The organism is Serratia sp. LS-1 (genome assembly GCF_003719595.1).
Lineage (GTDB): Bacteria > Pseudomonadota > Gammaproteobacteria > Enterobacterales > Enterobacteriaceae > Serratia > Serratia ureilytica.
Genome location: NZ_CP033504.1, coordinates 1,207,318 through 1,223,733 on the forward strand (window position 1 = coordinate 1,207,318; position 16,416 = coordinate 1,223,733).

General features: G+C 56.0%; 17 protein-coding genes and 1 tRNA gene. 7 read left to right on the top strand and 11 right to left on the bottom strand.

What is annotated here, in order from left to right; genetic code table 11:
- Nucleotides 1-33 precede the first annotated feature (33 nt).
- A complete protein-coding gene (locus EDY99_RS05835) occupies nt 34-1,782 on the bottom strand; it encodes a Lon protease family protein (RefSeq protein ID WP_164489262.1) in 1,749 nt (582 codons plus the stop codon).
- Nucleotides 1,783-1,992: 210 nt separating this feature from the next.
- Between EDY99_RS05835 and matP the strand changes: the two genes are divergently transcribed.
- A complete protein-coding gene (matP, locus tag EDY99_RS05840; RefSeq protein ID WP_033642591.1) occupies nt 1,993-2,451 on the top strand; it encodes a macrodomain Ter protein MatP in 459 nt (152 codons plus the stop codon).
- A 101-nt stretch (nt 2,452-2,552) separates the two neighbouring features.
- Here the strand turns inward: matP and ompA are convergent, their stop codons facing one another.
- Nucleotides 2,553-3,635: a porin OmpA gene (ompA, locus tag EDY99_RS05845; RefSeq protein ID WP_089197682.1), complete on the bottom strand. Its 1,083-nt coding sequence runs from the start codon at nt 3,633-3,635 to the stop codon at nt 2,553-2,555.
- Nucleotides 3,636-3,991: 356 nt separating this feature from the next.
- On the bottom strand, nt 3,992-4,498 hold the full coding sequence (gene sulA, locus EDY99_RS05850) for an SOS-induced cell division inhibitor SulA (protein WP_033642592.1): 507 nt from the start codon (nt 4,496-4,498) through the stop codon (nt 3,992-3,994).
- A 257-nt stretch (nt 4,499-4,755) separates the two neighbouring features.
- Here sulA and EDY99_RS05855 point away from each other — a divergent pair, with 257 nt between their 5' ends.
- Entirely contained in the window at nt 4,756-5,412 is a 657-nt protein-coding gene (locus EDY99_RS05855) for a TfoX/Sxy family DNA transformation protein (protein WP_046686788.1), read from the top strand.
- Nucleotides 5,413-5,416: 4 nt separating this feature from the next.
- Here the strand turns inward: EDY99_RS05855 and yccS are convergent, their stop codons facing one another.
- Both yccS and EDY99_RS05865 read right to left on the bottom strand, forming a co-directional pair.
- On the bottom strand, nt 5,417-7,552 hold the full coding sequence (gene yccS, locus EDY99_RS05860; protein ID WP_123061562.1) for a YccS family putative transporter: 2,136 nt from the start codon (nt 7,550-7,552) through the stop codon (nt 5,417-5,419).
- A gap of 26 nt (nt 7,553-7,578) precedes the next feature.
- Nucleotides 7,579-8,031 (bottom strand): YccF domain-containing protein, encoded by a 453-nt coding sequence (locus EDY99_RS05865; protein WP_025302313.1) that lies wholly within the window; start codon nt 8,029-8,031, stop codon nt 7,579-7,581.
- Nucleotides 8,032-8,197: 166 nt separating this feature from the next.
- Here EDY99_RS05865 and helD point away from each other — a divergent pair, with 166 nt between their 5' ends.
- Entirely contained in the window at nt 8,198-10,252 is a 2,055-nt protein-coding gene (gene helD, locus EDY99_RS05870; RefSeq protein ID WP_033642595.1) for a DNA helicase IV, read from the top strand.
- Between the two features lie 33 nt (nt 10,253-10,285).
- Here the strand turns inward: helD and EDY99_RS05875 are convergent, their stop codons facing one another.
- Complete coding sequence (locus EDY99_RS05875) at nt 10,286-10,744, bottom strand: methylglyoxal synthase (protein ID WP_033642596.1); 459 nt, start codon at nt 10,742-10,744, stop codon at nt 10,286-10,288.
- A gap of 121 nt (nt 10,745-10,865) precedes the next feature.
- Entirely contained in the window at nt 10,866-11,531 is a 666-nt protein-coding gene (locus EDY99_RS05880; RefSeq protein ID WP_046686791.1) for a DUF2057 family protein, read from the bottom strand.
- Nucleotides 11,532-11,787: 256 nt separating this feature from the next.
- Here EDY99_RS05880 and EDY99_RS05885 point away from each other — a divergent pair, with 256 nt between their 5' ends.
- Complete coding sequence (locus EDY99_RS05885; RefSeq protein WP_033642598.1) at nt 11,788-12,201, top strand: CoA-binding protein; 414 nt, start codon at nt 11,788-11,790, stop codon at nt 12,199-12,201.
- A gap of 58 nt (nt 12,202-12,259) precedes the next feature.
- On the opposite strand, the gene hspQ is transcribed toward EDY99_RS05885, so the two are convergent.
- Both hspQ and rlmI read right to left on the bottom strand, forming a co-directional pair.
- Complete coding sequence (gene hspQ / locus EDY99_RS05890; RefSeq protein ID WP_004928104.1) at nt 12,260-12,577, bottom strand: heat shock protein HspQ; 318 nt, start codon at nt 12,575-12,577, stop codon at nt 12,260-12,262.
- 60 nt (nt 12,578-12,637) lie between these two features.
- Nucleotides 12,638-13,828, bottom strand: a complete 1,191-nt coding sequence (gene rlmI / locus EDY99_RS05895; RefSeq protein WP_072627929.1) for a 23S rRNA (cytosine(1962)-C(5))-methyltransferase RlmI — start codon at nt 13,826-13,828, stop codon at nt 12,638-12,640.
- Between the two features lie 93 nt (nt 13,829-13,921).
- On the opposite strand from rlmI, the gene yccX reads away from it, so the two are divergent.
- Entirely contained in the window at nt 13,922-14,200 is a 279-nt protein-coding gene (yccX, locus tag EDY99_RS05900; protein WP_033642600.1) for an acylphosphatase, read from the top strand.
- A gap of 34 nt (nt 14,201-14,234) precedes the next feature.
- On the opposite strand, the gene tusE is transcribed toward yccX, so the two are convergent.
- Nucleotides 14,235-14,564: a sulfurtransferase TusE gene (tusE, locus tag EDY99_RS05905; protein ID WP_033642601.1), complete on the bottom strand. Its 330-nt coding sequence runs from the start codon at nt 14,562-14,564 to the stop codon at nt 14,235-14,237.
- Between the two features lie 110 nt (nt 14,565-14,674).
- Nucleotides 14,675-15,334: an FtsH protease modulator YccA gene (yccA, locus tag EDY99_RS05910; protein WP_033642602.1), complete on the bottom strand. Its 660-nt coding sequence runs from the start codon at nt 15,332-15,334 to the stop codon at nt 14,675-14,677.
- A 229-nt stretch (nt 15,335-15,563) separates the two neighbouring features.
- Between yccA and EDY99_RS05915 the strand changes: the two genes are divergently transcribed.
- Nucleotides 15,564-15,651, top strand: a tRNA-Ser gene (locus EDY99_RS05915).
- A 227-nt stretch (nt 15,652-15,878) separates the two neighbouring features.
- Complete coding sequence (locus EDY99_RS05920; RefSeq protein WP_004928089.1) at nt 15,879-16,091, top strand: hypothetical protein; 213 nt, start codon at nt 15,879-15,881, stop codon at nt 16,089-16,091.
- Nucleotides 16,092-16,416: the final 325 nt, after the last annotated feature.

Consider the following 16,416-nt stretch of genomic DNA (forward strand, 5'->3'; position numbering starts at 1 on the left):
GTTAGCTAACACGTGTACGCTGAACAAGTCCGATCAGCCGTGGTTGAACCAGTTGAGCCAGCGTAGCGGCCATGGACGGCGGCGTTCCTGCAGGCTCACCTGCGCAATCCGTTCCTGAATGGCCGCCAACAAATTCGGCTGTTGTTCGTCAGAGTAGAGGCAACCGGTGAGCAAAGGCAAGGCTTCCGCTGCGCTCTCTACCGCCCACAGGTGGAATTGCCCCTCGCGCACCGCGTCAACGACATCCTGACGCAGGCACAGGTGGCGCACGTTGGTCACGGGCAGTATGACGCCCTGTTTGCCCGTCAGGCCGCGGCGTAAACAAACCTCGAAGAAACCTTCGACCTTTTCGTTAACGCCCCCTATCGGCTGTACGTTGCCGAATTGGTCAACGGAGCCGGTGACGGCGATCTGTTGTGTGATCGGCTGCTGTGACAGGGCGCTGATCAGGGCGCACAGTTCAGCCAGCGAGGCGCTGTCGCCGTCCACTTCACCGTAAGATTGTTCAAAGACGATCGAGGCGGAGAAGGGCAGCTGCTGATCCAGGTCCAGTTCGGCGATCACGAACGCTTGCATGATCATCATACCTTTAGCGTGCAGGTTGCCGCCTAGCTCGGCCTTGCGTTCGACGTCGGTAAATTCGCCGTCGCCGAGATGCACAACGCAACTGATGCGCGACGGTTCGCCGAAGCTGCGTGGGTGGCCGGGATAATCCAGGACTGACAGGCCGTTGATTTGCCCAACCACTTCACCCTCGGTCTCGATCAGGATCTGACCCAGTTCGATCTCATCCTGCATACGCTCGGCGAGATAGCTTTCACGCCATTCGCGGGCATTCAATGCCGCTTCAAACGCTTTGGCCGTAATGCGGTCTTCTTCGGCATATAGTGCCGCTTCGGACAACTGCTGCCCAAGCCAAACCGGCGAGAGTGGCAGGATGCCCTGATCGCCACTATAACGCACCGCCTGAACGATCAGCGGCAGCCAGGCATCGGCCGCCAACATCGGTAACTGCCGCTCGGCGATCACACTGTTGACGTAGCCGCACCACTGCGCCATATCATCAACTTCAGTCAGTTGCAGATCGTCTTCATATTCGCCATAGACCGCTTGTTCACTCAGTTCTGGCTCGATATCGTGGAAATCGGCCAGGCCGTGGCGGTCGCCGACCACAATCAGCCGCAGGTCCAGCGGCATCGACGGAATGGCGACCGGCAGCGGGCGGGTTTCGTCAGGCGAAACCCAATGGAACTGACGCTGGCCGATCATTTGCTTCAACCGCAGCCATAGCAACGGCTGGGCCAGCAGCGCCCGGGCTGACAGGATCAGAATACCGCCGTTGGCCTGGTGCACCAGGCCGGGCTGCAGAGTGATGTCGCCATTGTGGATCCGTACGCAACCAAACAGCTGCTCCGGTTCAATCCACTCTTGGAACACGCAAGCACCGCCGGCAGCGAAAGGTTCATCGCCATGGCTGGCAGGCTCTACGCTGACCTTGCCATCCTGAATGACATAGTGGCTGCCGCGGCATGCCGTGTTTTGCGGCAGCAGTGGTTTGACGGCGTTAGCGGTCAGTTCCAGGTATTCTCGCGTTTCTTGCGCTTTCAACAGCATGAATCGCGGTGGCGATTGGGGGTGACAAAATAGCGTCAGGGCATTTTCCAGCCGAGGCTGAATGGCGGAAAAGGGCACGGGTGCCAACTGAGCGGCGGTATCAAATATCGCCTGATAAGGCGTTACGTCCGGCAATAAAGATTGCCATTCAAGTCGGTTATTGGTCAAAGTGTTAGATGCAATCGTTAAAAAGGGAAAGGGCGATTATACAAGAATAACGGCAGCTTGATACATGTGGAGTGCCAGTTGGCATCAGGGAGTTTGACATCGCGCGATGACTGTGCAAAAAACAGTCTAAAAGACGACTTAATTGCCGGGGAAATTCGGCGTAAAGCTGTTATGCTTATTTGAAGTTACGCGGTCACTGAAGAGCTCAAGATGAAATATCAGCAACTGGAAAATCTGGAGAGCGGTTGGAAATGGAAGTACTTGGTGAAGAAGCACCGGGAAGGGGAACTCATTACCCGCTACATTGAAAACAGCGCTGCTCAGGAAGCGGTTAACGAGCTGCTGAAGCTGGAAAATGAGCCGGTAAAGGTACTTGCATGGATTGCCGCTCATATGAATCCGGATCTGGATAACCGGATGAAACAAACGATCCGCGCCCGCCGCAAACGTCATTTTAACGCAGAACACCAGCATACGCGTAAAAAATCTATCGATCTGGAGTTTTTGGTTTGGCAACGTTTGGCTGCTCTGGCGCGTCGTCGCGGCGTGACGCTGTCGGAAACCGTCGTGCAGCTTATCGAAGATGCTGAGCGCAAAGAGAAGTATGCGAATCAGATGTCGTCGTTGAAAGAAGACCTGAAGGCGATTCTCGGCAAAGAACCTAAGTAAACGGAGCAGCGCGCCTTCGTAGCACCAGGTCTTGAATGCTCTGACAAAAACAGGACGAAAAAAAACCCCGCATTGCGGGGTTTTTTATTAGGCGAGTAAACTTAGCCCTGAGGCTGAGTTACAACGTCTTTGATACCTTTAACTTCGATCTCTACGCGACGATCTGGTGCCAGGCAAGCGATCTGAGCTTTGGTAGCGCGGCCAGATTTGTAGCCACAGGTGTTGCCTGTAACTGGCTCTGCTTCACCCATACCACGTGCAGAGATTTTGTCTGACGGGATGCCTTTGGAGACCAGGTAGTCAACAACGCTCTGTGCGCGTTTTTCAGACAGTTTCTGGTTGTACTGGTCAGAACCAACGGCGTCGGTGTAACCCAGAACCACTACGGAACCGTCTTTAGGATCCATGGAGCTCAGCTGGGTGTACAGCTGATCCAGAGCCTGCTGGCCTTCTGCTTTCAGAGTAGACTTGTTGAAGTTGAACAGCACGTCAGACTTCAGAGTGAAACGCTTGGTTTCAACAACTGGAGCCGGAGCTGGAGCTGGAGCAACTGGAGCAACTACGTCATCCTGACCGAAGCGGTAAGAAACGCCCAGGCTCAGCATGGTGTTGTCTGGACGCGCGCCAACGGTACCTGCGTCACCGATGTTGCTTACGAACTGGTAGTCCAGGCGAGTAGCCCAGTTTTTGGTCAGTGCGTATTCAACACCCACAGCAGCCAGCGGAGAAACGCCGGTGTCGTGGTCGCTCAGGCGACGAGCGCCGTTGTCATAGCTAGCTTTAGAGTCTGCGCGCCATACCATACCACCCAGACGAGTGTAGATGTCCAGATCGTCAGCAATTGGGTAGCTCAGTTTAGCGGCCAGTTGAACGCCCTGCGCTTTGAAAGCACCGTTGTTCACGCTGCCTTTGTAAGGCATGCGGCCGAGCCAGTCATAGCCCAGTTCGAAGCCCAGGTATTGGTTTGCCTGGTAGCCCAGGAACGCGCCTGCACCCAGCTGATCTTTGTGGGTTGGGCCGTTGCCGATACCGTTCTGGTAACCGTTGCCGTAGAAGCCAACGTCATGGTACTGGGACCAGCCCAGCTTAGCACCGGTGTACCAGGTGTTATCTTTTGGAGCGGCTTGCGCTACGGTAGCGAAACCTGCCAGTGCCACTGCTAATGCGATAGCTGTCTTTTTCATTTTGCGCCTCGTTATCATCCAAATAGGCAATGAGCTTTAAAGCTGTTTAAGCCCTTGGTTAAATTCCTTCGCCAAGGTTTAAGCCCTCGTTTGTTACTCGCCAGTTTTTCTGACGTTATAGAGCAACCTTGGCGATGTAAAGTCTACAACGTGGCGCGAAAGTTACAAGTGTGATGTGATAAGGCTCTAAAAAAAAACGCAGAATCGTACATATTTGCTAACATTCTCCGCTCAAAAAAGCGGCGATCAACAGGGCGTTTTTCCTTGCCGAACCGCGGCCGGACTAGCTTTTTGCCTTATCCCGCAAAGGTTCCCTTTACGGGGTGCGAAAATGATGGGAAAAATCCTAAATTTACTTAATGATACAAAGAAGAGTGAATTTTTAGGGTAGAACACTGTCCGTGAGTCGGGCTAATGTCACGTTGTGGACGCATGATAAACCCGTATGCGTTACCCAATTCTGCCGCTCGTCTTAATTTTAGACGATCCTCCTCTGTTAGCTCGGGCAACCAGCCGAGAACCACGCTGTAATTCCCCGTTTGCAGCGCTTTTTCCATTGCCTCAACCGTATTCACCGGGCTGATCTGGCTCAATTGCACCACTTTATCCACCGGCAGGCCGGATTGCTGCAGCCACTGTTTACTTAATTTTTGCTGCGGCGTGAGCCACAGAAGCCAGCGAGACTGCTTGCCCAGTTGCTGCAGCAGGGGCAACAGCAATTGAGCCACTGCGGGCTGGCGCTCGTTGTAAACAAGTTCACTGATCAAGCCATTCTCTTTGCCGACATCCGTGTTCTTCGCAACATTGCGCGTTGTATAAGAGCCATGGCCGAAATGAGGTTGGTAGAGTGATTGAGTACGCATAAAGTTCCCGCCCGTCGTGTTACTGTATGTTTATACAGTATCCCTGATTTAGGATAAGATCAACCCAAATTTTCGTAGCGGCTCGCATAATTGCGATCATTTTTTGTACCGATGGTTTTTGTGATTGGCAGGCGGGCGGATAGTGCGTATTTTTCTAATTAGTTGTTCACGTTACTTTTTTCATTGATGAGAGAAATAATACGGCCAGAACCTAAAGGCCAGAACCTAAAGGCCAGAACCTAAAAAGGAGGAACGCTATGAAAAGGATGTCGACGAGAAGAATCGCGCAGGCTAAAAATTGCTTTGCGGCATTGGGGGCCATCACGACTCGGTCGCAGTTCGGCGGTTACGGTCTGCTGGCTGAGGGCGTCATGTTTGCGGTGATAGCGGAGGGGGAGCTGTATTTGCGGGCTACGGCAAGCATGGAACCCGCCTTTCGCGCCCGCGGAATGGTCAATATGGTCTATTCCAAACGCGGTGTGCCCATTACCTTGCGCTATTACTGGGTTGACGAGTCGCTGTGGCGGGAACGCAACGAGCTGGTGGGGCTGGCCTGGCAGGCTGTCAGGGAGGCGCGCCGGGAGCAGCGGCTTAAGGCTGGCGATCATGGCCGACTGAAGGCATTGCCGAATATTGACGTCAATATGGAACGTCTGCTGTGGCGAGCGGGCATTCGCAACGCGTATGACCTACGGCTGCATGGCGCCAAACGCAGCTATCTCCGTTTATTGAAACAGCAGACTAATTTGGGGCTACGAGTGCTGCTGTCGCTGGGCGGGGCGATAGCCGGTTATCATCAGGCGGCGTTGCCGGCCGAATTACGCAGCGAGTTAGTGCGTTGGTTCGATCATACGATGGCGATGCGCCGCCATGGGCATGAGCCGGTTATTCAGGGCCCATCGATCGGGCCCTGAATAGTTAGGCTGCCTTATTGATTTGGGCATGCAGCGCGGTGAGCTCCGGCAGCAGCTCGAGCACCAATCCCACCTGCTGCAAGACCAATTGTTCTTTGCTTTCAGGTTCCGGAACGGCTTTGCTGATGCGCTCCGCCAGCTGTTCCAACGCCTGCGCAATGCGCTGGCTGTTCCGTTCTTCCTGATGCAGGGCGCCGTCCACGTAACACACGGCGTCATTGAGCAGATCGAGCGTGGCCGGGGTGTTAAGCCGCTCGCGGTGCGCCCCCAATGCGGAGATATAGCTCAGGAGCGTGTGGTTCAGACAGAGCAAGCGGAAGGCGGCTTCCTGCAGCGCTTTGTCGGCCTTGGGATCGGCTGACATGTTGGAGATGACCGAAGCCAGTTCCGCATCGCTGTTATGGGCATCTCGTCGTGCAATGCGGTAAGCGAGGCCGTTATCCTTACCTTGATGATATTGCACCAAAATGGCGTCCAGATAGCGGCAGTTGGCATTCAGCGTTTTATCCACCACCGCCGGCAGTTGGCGGAACTTCCAGTCCGGCCAGATGAAGCTGACCGCCGCCCAGGCGATGGCGCAACCCAATAAGGTATCGTAAACGCGCGGGGCGGCCACTTCGAAACCTTCACCCAACAGGTTAAAGCACAGCAACACAAGCAGCGTGATGAACATCGTTGCATGGGCATACTGTACGGTGCGAAAAGCGAAGAACAAGACACCGGTGATGACGATCAACACCAGTTGCCCTTCTACGGAAGGCACGAAATAGAGGATTGGCAGGCCGATCAGGATACCTGCCAGAGTGCCGATGATGCGCAGTGCCAGGCGCCGGCGGGTGGCGTTGTAGTTCGGTTGGCAGACGAACAGGCTGGTCAGCAGGATCCAGTAACCGTGCTGCATACCGGTGAACTGGATAAAGGCGTAACCGACGCACAGCACCGCCGACATGCGGATCGCATGGCGGAACAGGGCCGACTGCGGCGTTAAATGGCGGCTGATGCGCAGCCGGATGTCGCTCCAACCGGTTAAGCGATCGTCGGCCAGGCTGTTCTCTTCCGCTTGTCCGCTCGCCAGCGTTTGCTCGGACTCGATATTGGCCAACTGCGCATCTATCGCATGCAGGTTTTTCAGCAGATGCGCCAGCGCCCTGGTCTGTTCGCTATTGCCCTGGGTTTCGGCGATGCGTGCCAAGGCCTCCTGAATGCGGCTGAAAGCCGGCTCAAAACGCGGGTTGTGCTGGTATTTTTGCCGCAGCAGGATCGATTGTGCCAGCTGGCGGCAGGCGCGCGCCTGCATGCTCAGCAAACGCTGGAAGCGGAATAAAATATCGCTGTGACGGAATTGCCGGCTGAGCGCGTGGTACTGAACGTGGGAAGAGCTGGCGCGTTCGTGGATATCCTGCGCGACAAAATAGTAGTGCAAGGTGCGGCGGGTGCCGCGCTGGCCGCGATCGCCTTTCAGGCGTGTCAATAACGAGGCTTTGGTCTGGTTCAGCAACGCGACCAACGCGCTGTTGGCCATTGCGACGTCCATCCATGGCAGATCGGCGTCGCGTTCGGCGTCGGGATCGAACAGGTTGGCTTTGGCGTCCAGATAATTGGCCAGTTGATCGTAACAGCGCGCCAGGTTTTCTTGCAGCGGTCGGATCGGGAACAGCAGGTGGCCCGCCAGCGTCAGCAGGTTGTACCACAATGCACCGATCACCAGCAGCAGCGGTTGCTGATACCAGGCATCGTACATGGAAGTGCCGAGCATGGTGTAAACCGCGATCAGCAGCGCACCGAAGGCGATGGTGGCGTAACGTTGCCCCAAGGCGCCCAGCAGGATAAAACCGCAGGTCGAGGTGGTTAAGCCAAGCGCGAACAACCAAGGGTAGGGAAACAGCAGCTCAATCGAGGCGGAAGCAATAAAGAAGCATACCAACGTGATCAGCAGATTGCGTAATCTGCCGGCCAGGCGGTCGTCCAAATCAGTCAGGGCGGCTGCCACCACGCCCAGCGTTAACGGGATAGTCAGCTTGGGAATGCCGAGCCACCAGGGAACGGCGGTGGTGCCGATCAGCGCAATGAGGATGCGCAAGTGATACAGCAGGTTGCTGTTGTAAGTATAACGACGAACTGCGGGTGCAAAAGAGAGCACGAAAAACTCCTCAAACGGAGAAAAAATTAACGCTGTTGATAGTGGCGGCGAGCATTCTCAATACGGGCTTGCTGAGCCATTTCTACCGAGACGACGCGGCGTCCCACCGGCCACAGCGCGATGGCGGCTATTTTGAAATTGGCGATGCCGACCGGAATGCCGATGATTGAAACGCATTGCACGATACCGGCGGCGATGTGTGACAGACACAGCCACCAGCCGAACAGCACCAGCCAGATAATGTTGAGCAGTGAGCCGCCGGCGGAGAGCAGCGCATTGCTTTTTTCCGGATACAGTTCATCGACGTGTATCGCTTCGTTGCCGAACGGCACCAGCGACAGCTTGGTGATTTCCCAACAGGAGCGGGTAAGCGGCAGTGTGATGACAAGCAGTACGCTGAACACTGTAGCAATAAGCCAGCCTAGCGTGGTGAAGAAACCGCCCAACACAAAATTAAGAATATTCAGTACAGTACGCATAGACGTCATTCTGCTCTAATGATAGCCAAACCGCGATGCGGGCGTATTCACGATAAAAACGCAAAATCTATTCTACCCTTTTTTTAGCGCTAGAGTGCCACTGCTTATCGCAGGTAAACTGGCAGATATCCGTTATTTAATCTCAACATAGTCATGGCGCGACGATATGGAACTTAAAGCGACATCGCTGGGGAAACACCTGGCTCAGCACCCTTATAACCGCGTGCGGTTGCTGCACGCCGGCGTTGAGGTGAGCGGGGAAAAACATGAATACCTGATCCCCTTCAATCAACTGATTCAGGTCAGGTGCAAGCGTGGCATCGTCTGGGGCGAGCTGGAATTTGAATTACCGGACGAAAAAGTAGTGCGGTTGCACGGCACCGAATGGCAGGAAACGCAGCGTTTTTATCACTTTCTGCAGCAGGCGTGGCAGCAGTGGAGCGCCGAGATGAGCGACGTCAGCGCCGGCGTGTTGCAACAGCAGGTGGCGCAGATTAAGCGCATTGAACAACAAGATAAATGGTTCAAAAAGTCTGAGCTGGGCAAGTTGCAGCAGCAAATTCGCGAGGCTTTCTCCGCGCTGCCGATGCCGGTGGCGCGCCTGGAGGAATTCGATAACTGCCGGGCTGATTACCATCTGTGTTTGCAATGGTTGCAGCAGGGGGAGCGCAGTATCGAGCAACGCAACCGGCAGTGGACCGAGCGCATGCTGGATCAACACCATGATTTCTTCCAGACCGTCGAGAGTTCGCCGCTCAACGACGCCCAGAGCCGGGCGGTGGTCAATGGCGAGGATTCCGTGCTGGTGTTGGCCGGCGCCGGCAGCGGCAAAACGTCGGTGCTGGTGGCGCGCGCCGGCTGGCTGCTGCGTCGTCAGGAGGCTGAGCCGGGTCAAATCTTGCTGTTGGCGTTCGGCCGTCAGGCCGCCGGCGAGATGAACGACCGCATCAAAGAACGTTTGGGTGATGTCGGTATTCAGGCCAAGACCTTCCATGCCTTGGCGCTGCAAATCATTCAACAAGGCAGCCGCAAAGCGCCGGCCATCAGCCGGTTGGAAACCGATGCCAAAGCGCGCAAAGAGCTGCTGATTACCCATTGGCGCCAACAGTGCGCGGAGAAGAAAGCGCAGGCCAAGGGGTGGCGTCAATGGTTGACCGAAGAGCTGGAATGGGAAGTGCCGGAAGGCGACTTCTGGCAGGATAAGCGCCTGGCGGATCGCCTGGCAAGCCGGTTGGAACGCTGGTTGGGGCTGATGCGCATGCATGGCGGCAGCCAGGCGGAAATGATCGAGCAGGCGGATGAAGAAATCCGCGATCTGTTTTCAAAACGCATCAGGCTGATGGCGCCGCTGCTGAAAGCCTGGAAAAGCGCCTTGAAAGAGGAAGGGGCGGTGGACTTCTCCGGCCTTATCCATCAGGCGGTCAACATTCTCGACAAGGGGCGCTTCGTCAGCCCGTGGAAACATATTCTGGTCGACGAGTTTCAGGATATCTCACCGCAGCGTGCGCTCTTGCTGGCGGCATTGCGCCGACAGAACAAGCAGACCTGCCTGTTTGCTGTAGGGGATGACTGGCAGGCGATTTATCGCTTCAGCGGCGCAGAACTGACGTTAACCACGGCCTTCGCCACGAACTTCGGCGAAGGTGCGCAGTGCGCGCTGGATACCACCTATCGTTTCAATGAACGCATCGGCGAGGTGGCCAACCGGTTCGTGCAGCAGAACCCGCACCAGTTGAAAAAACCGCTCAATAGCCTGAGCAAGGGCAATAAAAAGTCGGTGACGATCCTGCCGCACGAGCAGTTGGAGCCGCTACTGGACAAGCTGAGCGGCTACGCCAAGCCGGATGAGCGCATCCTGGTGCTGGCGCGTTACCACCATCTGAAACCGGAAGCGCTGGCGAAAGCGGCCACCCGCTGGCCAAAGCTGGATCTGGAGTTTATGACCATCCACGCCAGCAAGGGGCAGCAGGCGGAATACGTCATCATCGCCGGTTTGCATGAGGGGCGTGACGGCTTCCCCGCCGTGGCGCGCGAGTCGGTGTTGGAAGAGGTGTTACTGCCGCAGCCGGAGGACTTTCCGGATGCTGAAGAGCGCCGTCTGCTGTATGTCGCGTTGACTCGCGCCAAACATCAGGTATGGCTGTTGCAGGATCGTGAACGTCCTTCGGTGTTCGTCGACCACCTGCGTGAGCTTGGCGTTCCGGTGCAGAAAAAACCGTAAGCAGCAGGCCTGGCGGCAGCCAGGCCGAAAGGACTATTTCAGGCGGTCTTGCAGGTAACGCTGATAGTCGGGGATGGCGATCGCCACCTCGCTTTTGAACAGCGGAGAGTCAATCAAAAAATCAGCGGTCGAACGGTTGGTCGCTACCGGAATATTCCAGACGGTCGCCAGCCGCAGCAGCGCCTTCACGTCCGGATCGTGCGGAACCGCGTTCAGCGGATCCCAGAAGAAGATCAGCATGTCTATCTTGCCTTCCGCAATCAGTGCGCCGACTTGCTGATCGCCCCCCATTGGGCCGCTCAGCATGCTGGTGACGGGAATGCCGCTGGCACGCTGGATCAGGTTGCCGGTGGTACCGGTGGCGTACAACTGGTGCTGCGCCAGAATGGTCTTGTGGCTTTCAACCCATTCCAGCAGGGCCTGTTTGCGGTGATCGTGCGCCACCAGCGCAATGTGTTTGCGCTCGGCGATAGTGCGGGTGGTCAATTCCATCTCAGTGTCCTTCGCTAATCGGGGATGTGCGACAGATTACTGAAACTGTTTTTCACTGCCTAGCGTTTGCAGCTGAAAATGCGAAGAAAAGGCGCCTTTGCGGCTAAGGCGCCGGGAGGGATCAGCGAACCGGTTGTTTGTTGGCCCAGTGCAGGAAGCGCTTCTGGGTTTCCTTGTCCGCCTGTTGGAACCAGTATTGCAGCATCTGTTCCGACACGTTTTCACCTTTCAGCGTCACCGTCGGGGCATTCACCGGTGCGCCGGCCGGCAGGGAGGCTATTGTGTTGCCTGTGTTCGGCTGGACGAAAAGCGGGACGGAAGCCGGGCGGTTTTGGCGATTGTAATCCGTCATCACCTTTTCCAAATCGGCATTGAAGGTGACACTGTCGGGATGCAGCACATCATGCTGGAACGGCAGGGCATTACCCTCTTTATCCACCACCCGATAGTTCAGCGTTTTATCAAAGCGTTGCGTGTCACGATCGTTCTCGATGCGCGGCAGTTCGATCGCCACCTGACTGATCTTTTGCGTATTGAAGGTGGCAACCAGCGGCAGGGACGCATAGGCCTGCGTATGCTGGCCGGAACGTACGGTTTTGGTCACTTTAAACAGCAGCTGGTGCTGTCCGCCATCCAGTTCAAGGCTGTCGGCGCCTTTTAACAACGAACCTGTCATTTTCTTGCCGTCGACCACTAGCAGATCGATGTCCGGGGAGAGTTTCAGGGTCGTAGCCGCGGCAGGCATGCTGATGCTGAGCAACGCCGCAACCACCAGACCAAATTTCATCATTATCTCCTTATAAAGTGACGTAGCTCTAAGTGTTGAACATGGCATAGGTTGTGTCAAAATTTTTCAATCGGGTATTTTATTTACATTTTTACATATTTATTTGTAATTAGACACGTCTGTGCGTGGCTGAACCGCGACAGCCTCAGACCATAAGATTACGCTGAAGTTTCCTGCGCGTAGCGTTTAGCCGCGCGAATGCCGATCGGTTACACTCGAAACGGAAAAGTGACGCAGTGATAAACGGGAGTTGAAGATGCAAGATCAAGAGATTGTTGAGTTATTGCAGCAGGTGAAAACCATCGCGCTGGTGGGCGCCAGCGATAACCCGTCGCGGCCCAGCTATGGGGTGATGGCTTATCTGTTGTCGCAGGGATATCAGGTGATCCCGGTGAGCCCAAAACTGGCGGGGCAGACGCTGTTGGGGCAGCCGGTTTATGCCACGCTGGCCGCCATCCCGCAGCCGGTCGATATGGTCGACGTTTTTCGCAATTCGGAGGCAGCCTACGGCGTGGCGCAAGAGGCGATAGCGATCGGTGCCAAGGCGCTGTGGTTGCAGATCGGCGTGATTAATGACCAGGCGGCAGTGCTGGCGCAACAGGCCGGGCTGCAGGTGGTGATGGATCGCTGCCCGAAAATCGAAATCCCGCGTTTGGGGCTGGAGCGCTAAATAAAAAGAGCCCGGCGCGCTGCCGGGCTCTTTCAGGGTTTCTCAGGTCTTGGCGCGGTCAATTGCGCAAGCGTGGCGCCTGTAACTGGTGACGGATGGATTCCGCCAGTTCATCCAGCGATGGTTGCTCGGGATGCGCTTCCTGGGGCTCGCCATCCAGCTGCGCTTCCGCCAGATAGGTATGCACCGGTTGGCCTTCCTCGTCTTCCATCACCACGTGGTACCAAGGAGCGGAACGCAGTTCATCGTTCGCCGCTATCTCGTCAGCTTTGGGTTGTTCCAAAGAGTATTCAGGGTCGATATCGATAACGACGCCCAAATACCCCAGCAGTTTATGCCTAACCTGTTGTCCGATACCGAATTTGCTGGCAATCATGATGACCTCCTGAGAAACAATGCCTTGCTCATATATGGGGGCAAGGCAGCGCATTTCAAGTTACATCACCCGACAAGCGAAGCCTTTCAGATACAGCCCCTCAGGGTACGTGGCGATCACCGGGTGATCGGCAGCCTGGCGGAACTGTTCTATAAATTGTACATCACGTCCGGCATCTACAGCGGCGTCGGCCAAAATTTTCTGGAACAGATCGGTCGGCATCAGCCCGGAGCAAGAGAAGCTGAGCAGAATGCCGCCCGGGTTCAGCAGCTGCAGCGCCAGCATATTAATGTCTTTGTAGCCACGGCAGGCGCTGGCCAGCTGGTTTTTGTTCTCGACGAACTTCGGCGGATCCATGATGATCAGATCGAATTTCTCGCCCTGGGCGCGGTAGTTGCGCAGCAGTTGGAACACGTCATCGCGAACGAACTCTGCCTTGTTCAGCTCCAACTTGTTGAGCTCGACGTTCTGTCTGGCGATATCCAGCGCCGCCTGCGAGGTATCTACACTGATCACCTGCGCGCAGCCGCCCATCAGAGCGGAAACGGCGAAGGCGCCGGTGTAGGAGAAGCAGTTCAGCACCCGGCGGCCGGCAGAGTAGTTACGCGCCGCCAGGCGGCTGTCGCGCTGATCGAGATAGAAACCGGTCTTGTGCCCTTGCTGAATGTCCACCAGCAGTTTCATGCCGTGTTCGGTGATCGGCAGCAGCTCCGGCGGCAGATCGCCCAGCACCGGGCCCTGCGCCAGCGGCAGGCCTTCTTTTTTACGCACCGCCACGTCGGAACGGTCGTAAATTGAACATTCCGGGTAACAATGCTGCAGAGCGGAAAGCAGCGCCGGGCGCTGATATTCGGCGCCGGCGGACAGCAGCTGCAGCACCAGGAAATTCTGGAAGCGATCGATAGTGATGCCCGGCAGGCCGTCGGATTCGCCGGCGATCAGGCGGTATCCGTCCAGGCCGTCGCGCTGCGCGACCCAATCACGCCAGCTTTGCGCTTGCTGCAGGCGGCGAATGAAGAAATCGATGTTAATCTCTTCATCCTGCTGGAAAGTCCAGACGCGTGCGCGGATCTGCGACTCGGGCGAATAGGCGCCGCGAGCCAGCCATTTGCCCTGGCTGTCGAGAATATCGATGGTTTCACCGGAGAGCGCTTTGCCCTCGACGCGTTGAACGGCGCCGGAGAACACCCAAGGGTGGCGACGGAGTAAGGACTTTTCACGTCCTTTGGCGAGAAACAGGCGTACGGTCATAATTAATAATGCTGCCAGCTAGGATAGAAAGAGTGACACGGCGGTGCAAAGGCACGGCAATGCCATAACGAAAACTGAATTAAGGGGGCGATTATGACACAAGTTTGCATTGCTGCGTATGTGTATGGCGTGGTGCAGGGGGTAGGGTTTCGCTATTCCACTCAGCGGCAGGCTGAGGCGCTGGGGGTGACGGGCTATGCGCGCAACCTTGATGACGGCAGCGTTCAGGTGGTGGCCTGCGGCACACAGGAGCAGGTGGACTCGCTGGTCGCATGGCTGAAGCAGGGCGGCCCGCGCAGCGCGCGCGTCGAACGCGTGCTGGTGGAGCCGCAGGGCGTGACCGACTACGACGGGTTCGGCATTCGCTATTAAGTGCTCGCCTGCAGCGGCGCTGCGGGCGGAGCGGTCAGATGCATTTTACCGGTTTGGGCAATCCGGCGATCTTGGTGGCCTGTTTGGCCGGCCCTTTCGGGAACAGGCGGTACAGATAGCGGCTGTTGCCTTTTTCTTCACCGTATTTCTGCGCCATGGCTTTGACCAGCATGCGAATAGCCGGTGAGGTATTGAATTCCTGATAGAAGTCGCGCACAAAGCGCACCACTTCCCAGTGTGCTTCGGTGAGCACGATCTCTTCCTGCGCGGCCAGCAGCGGCGCCAGGCCTTCATGCCAGTCGGCGCTGTTTTTCAGATAGCCCTGCGCGTCAGTGTCGATAACCCGACCTTCAAACTCCAACATACTGCCTCGATAACGGATAATTCGGAACGGCCGCCAGTTTAGCAAATTTTTTCAGCCGCAAAAAATAAAGCCCCGCCGGAGCGGGGCCTGGAAGGCGGGGTAACACGCGATCAGTTGCTGCGGGCGAAGCCCAGAATGCTCAACAGGCTGATGAACATGTTGTACAGCGACACGTACAGGCTGACGGTGGCGCGAATGTAGTTGGTCTCGCCGCCGTGAATGATGTTGCTGGTTTCCCACAGGATCGCGCCGGCGGAGAACAGAATGAACAGCGCGCTGATCGCCAGGTGCAGAGCAGGGATCTGCAGGAACAGGTTGGCGATCACCGCCACCAGCAGCACCACAAAACCGGCCATCATCATGCCGGACAGGAACGACATGTCTTTACGGGTGGTCAGCACGTAGGCCGAGCAGCAGAAGAACACCGCGGCGGTGCCGCCCAGCGCCAGCATGATCAGATCGCCCGCGCCGGCGTTCAGGAACGAGCTGAGGATCGGGCCAAGGGCGTATCCCATGAAACCGGTCAACGCGAACGCCGCCAGAATGCCTGCCGGGCTGTTGGCCAGTTTATGCGTCAGGAACATCAGGCCGTAGAAGCCAACCAGCATCAGCAGCAAGCCCGGCGCAGGCAGGCCCAGCAAGGTACTGGCGGTTGCGGTCAGCGCCGAGAAAGCCAGCGTCAGGGATAACAGGAAATAGGTGTTGCGCAGGACTTTATGCGTGCTGAGCAGGGAGTCGCGCGAGGAAGACGAGACGACAATGCGGTCCATAATGATCTCTCTTATCAGGCCATCACAAAATAATCCCGATGATAGGCAGCGCAAGCGCTTGATTAAAGTTTGTTTACCAATCTTTACCCTTAGTTATCATTGTTGCAACAGCGGGGGGAGCGGCCACGCGTTTGTTCGCCGGCTTGCATCATTCCGTCGATTTTTCGCGCGGTTGAACGCGCCTGGGCTTTACAAGCGAATAAGCTCTGTTTATAGTGCGCGTCGTTGCGGAGGGGTGGCCGAGTGGCTGAAGGCAACGGTCTTGAAAACCGTCGACGGGAAACCGTTCCAGAGTTCGAATCTCTGCTCCTCCGCCATACATTCTGACCCCGCGCTCTTAGAGCGCGGGGTTTTTTGCTTTTGCGTGCTGAGAACTTGACGGTCGCCCGCAGGAAACGCGAACGGCTATTGATAAGGGCTACGCATCGGTGAGATTATGCGGTCATCAAGGCAGGCTGCTCGGATGCCTGCTGCTGTCAGGCGTGACCGGCACGATAATTAACGCCGCCTTATCGATTTTGCTTAATACTCTTAGGAGACAGAGATGAACTGGTATCAAGTCGCCCTATGGACCATGATTTTTCTCAAGTCCGGCGCTTTCCTGGTGTTCGTATGGTGGTGGATGTTCAAACGTGCGACCAAACCCTATGAGCGTCCGAAAGACGTCGTGGTCGACGAGACGCCGTATGACGATAGCCTTACGATGGAAGAGGTGATGAAGAATCACGGCATCGTACGGACTGAAAAGCCGCTCTGATCGTCGAATGTCTGTGTTGCTATCAACCCGAGCCTGTGGCGCTCGGGTTTTTTATTCCCGCCGTTACTCGCGATGCATCCCTTTTCCCCTATCTTGTTTGACCCCTGTAGCGATTTATTTAAATGAATTATCTTTCAGTATATTTTTTAATATACTTTAAAGGTGGGTTTTATATTGATAGGGAAAGATATATTTTTCTCTGAAAAATTCATCCTTATCGACTGAGCAAAGAAAAATTCGGACGCTGTTTCTTGTGTGTCTGAATATTCATGTGCAGAGAGTATCGCATTTCCGGGCTACTCCTATAGCGGTAGGTCGGATAATT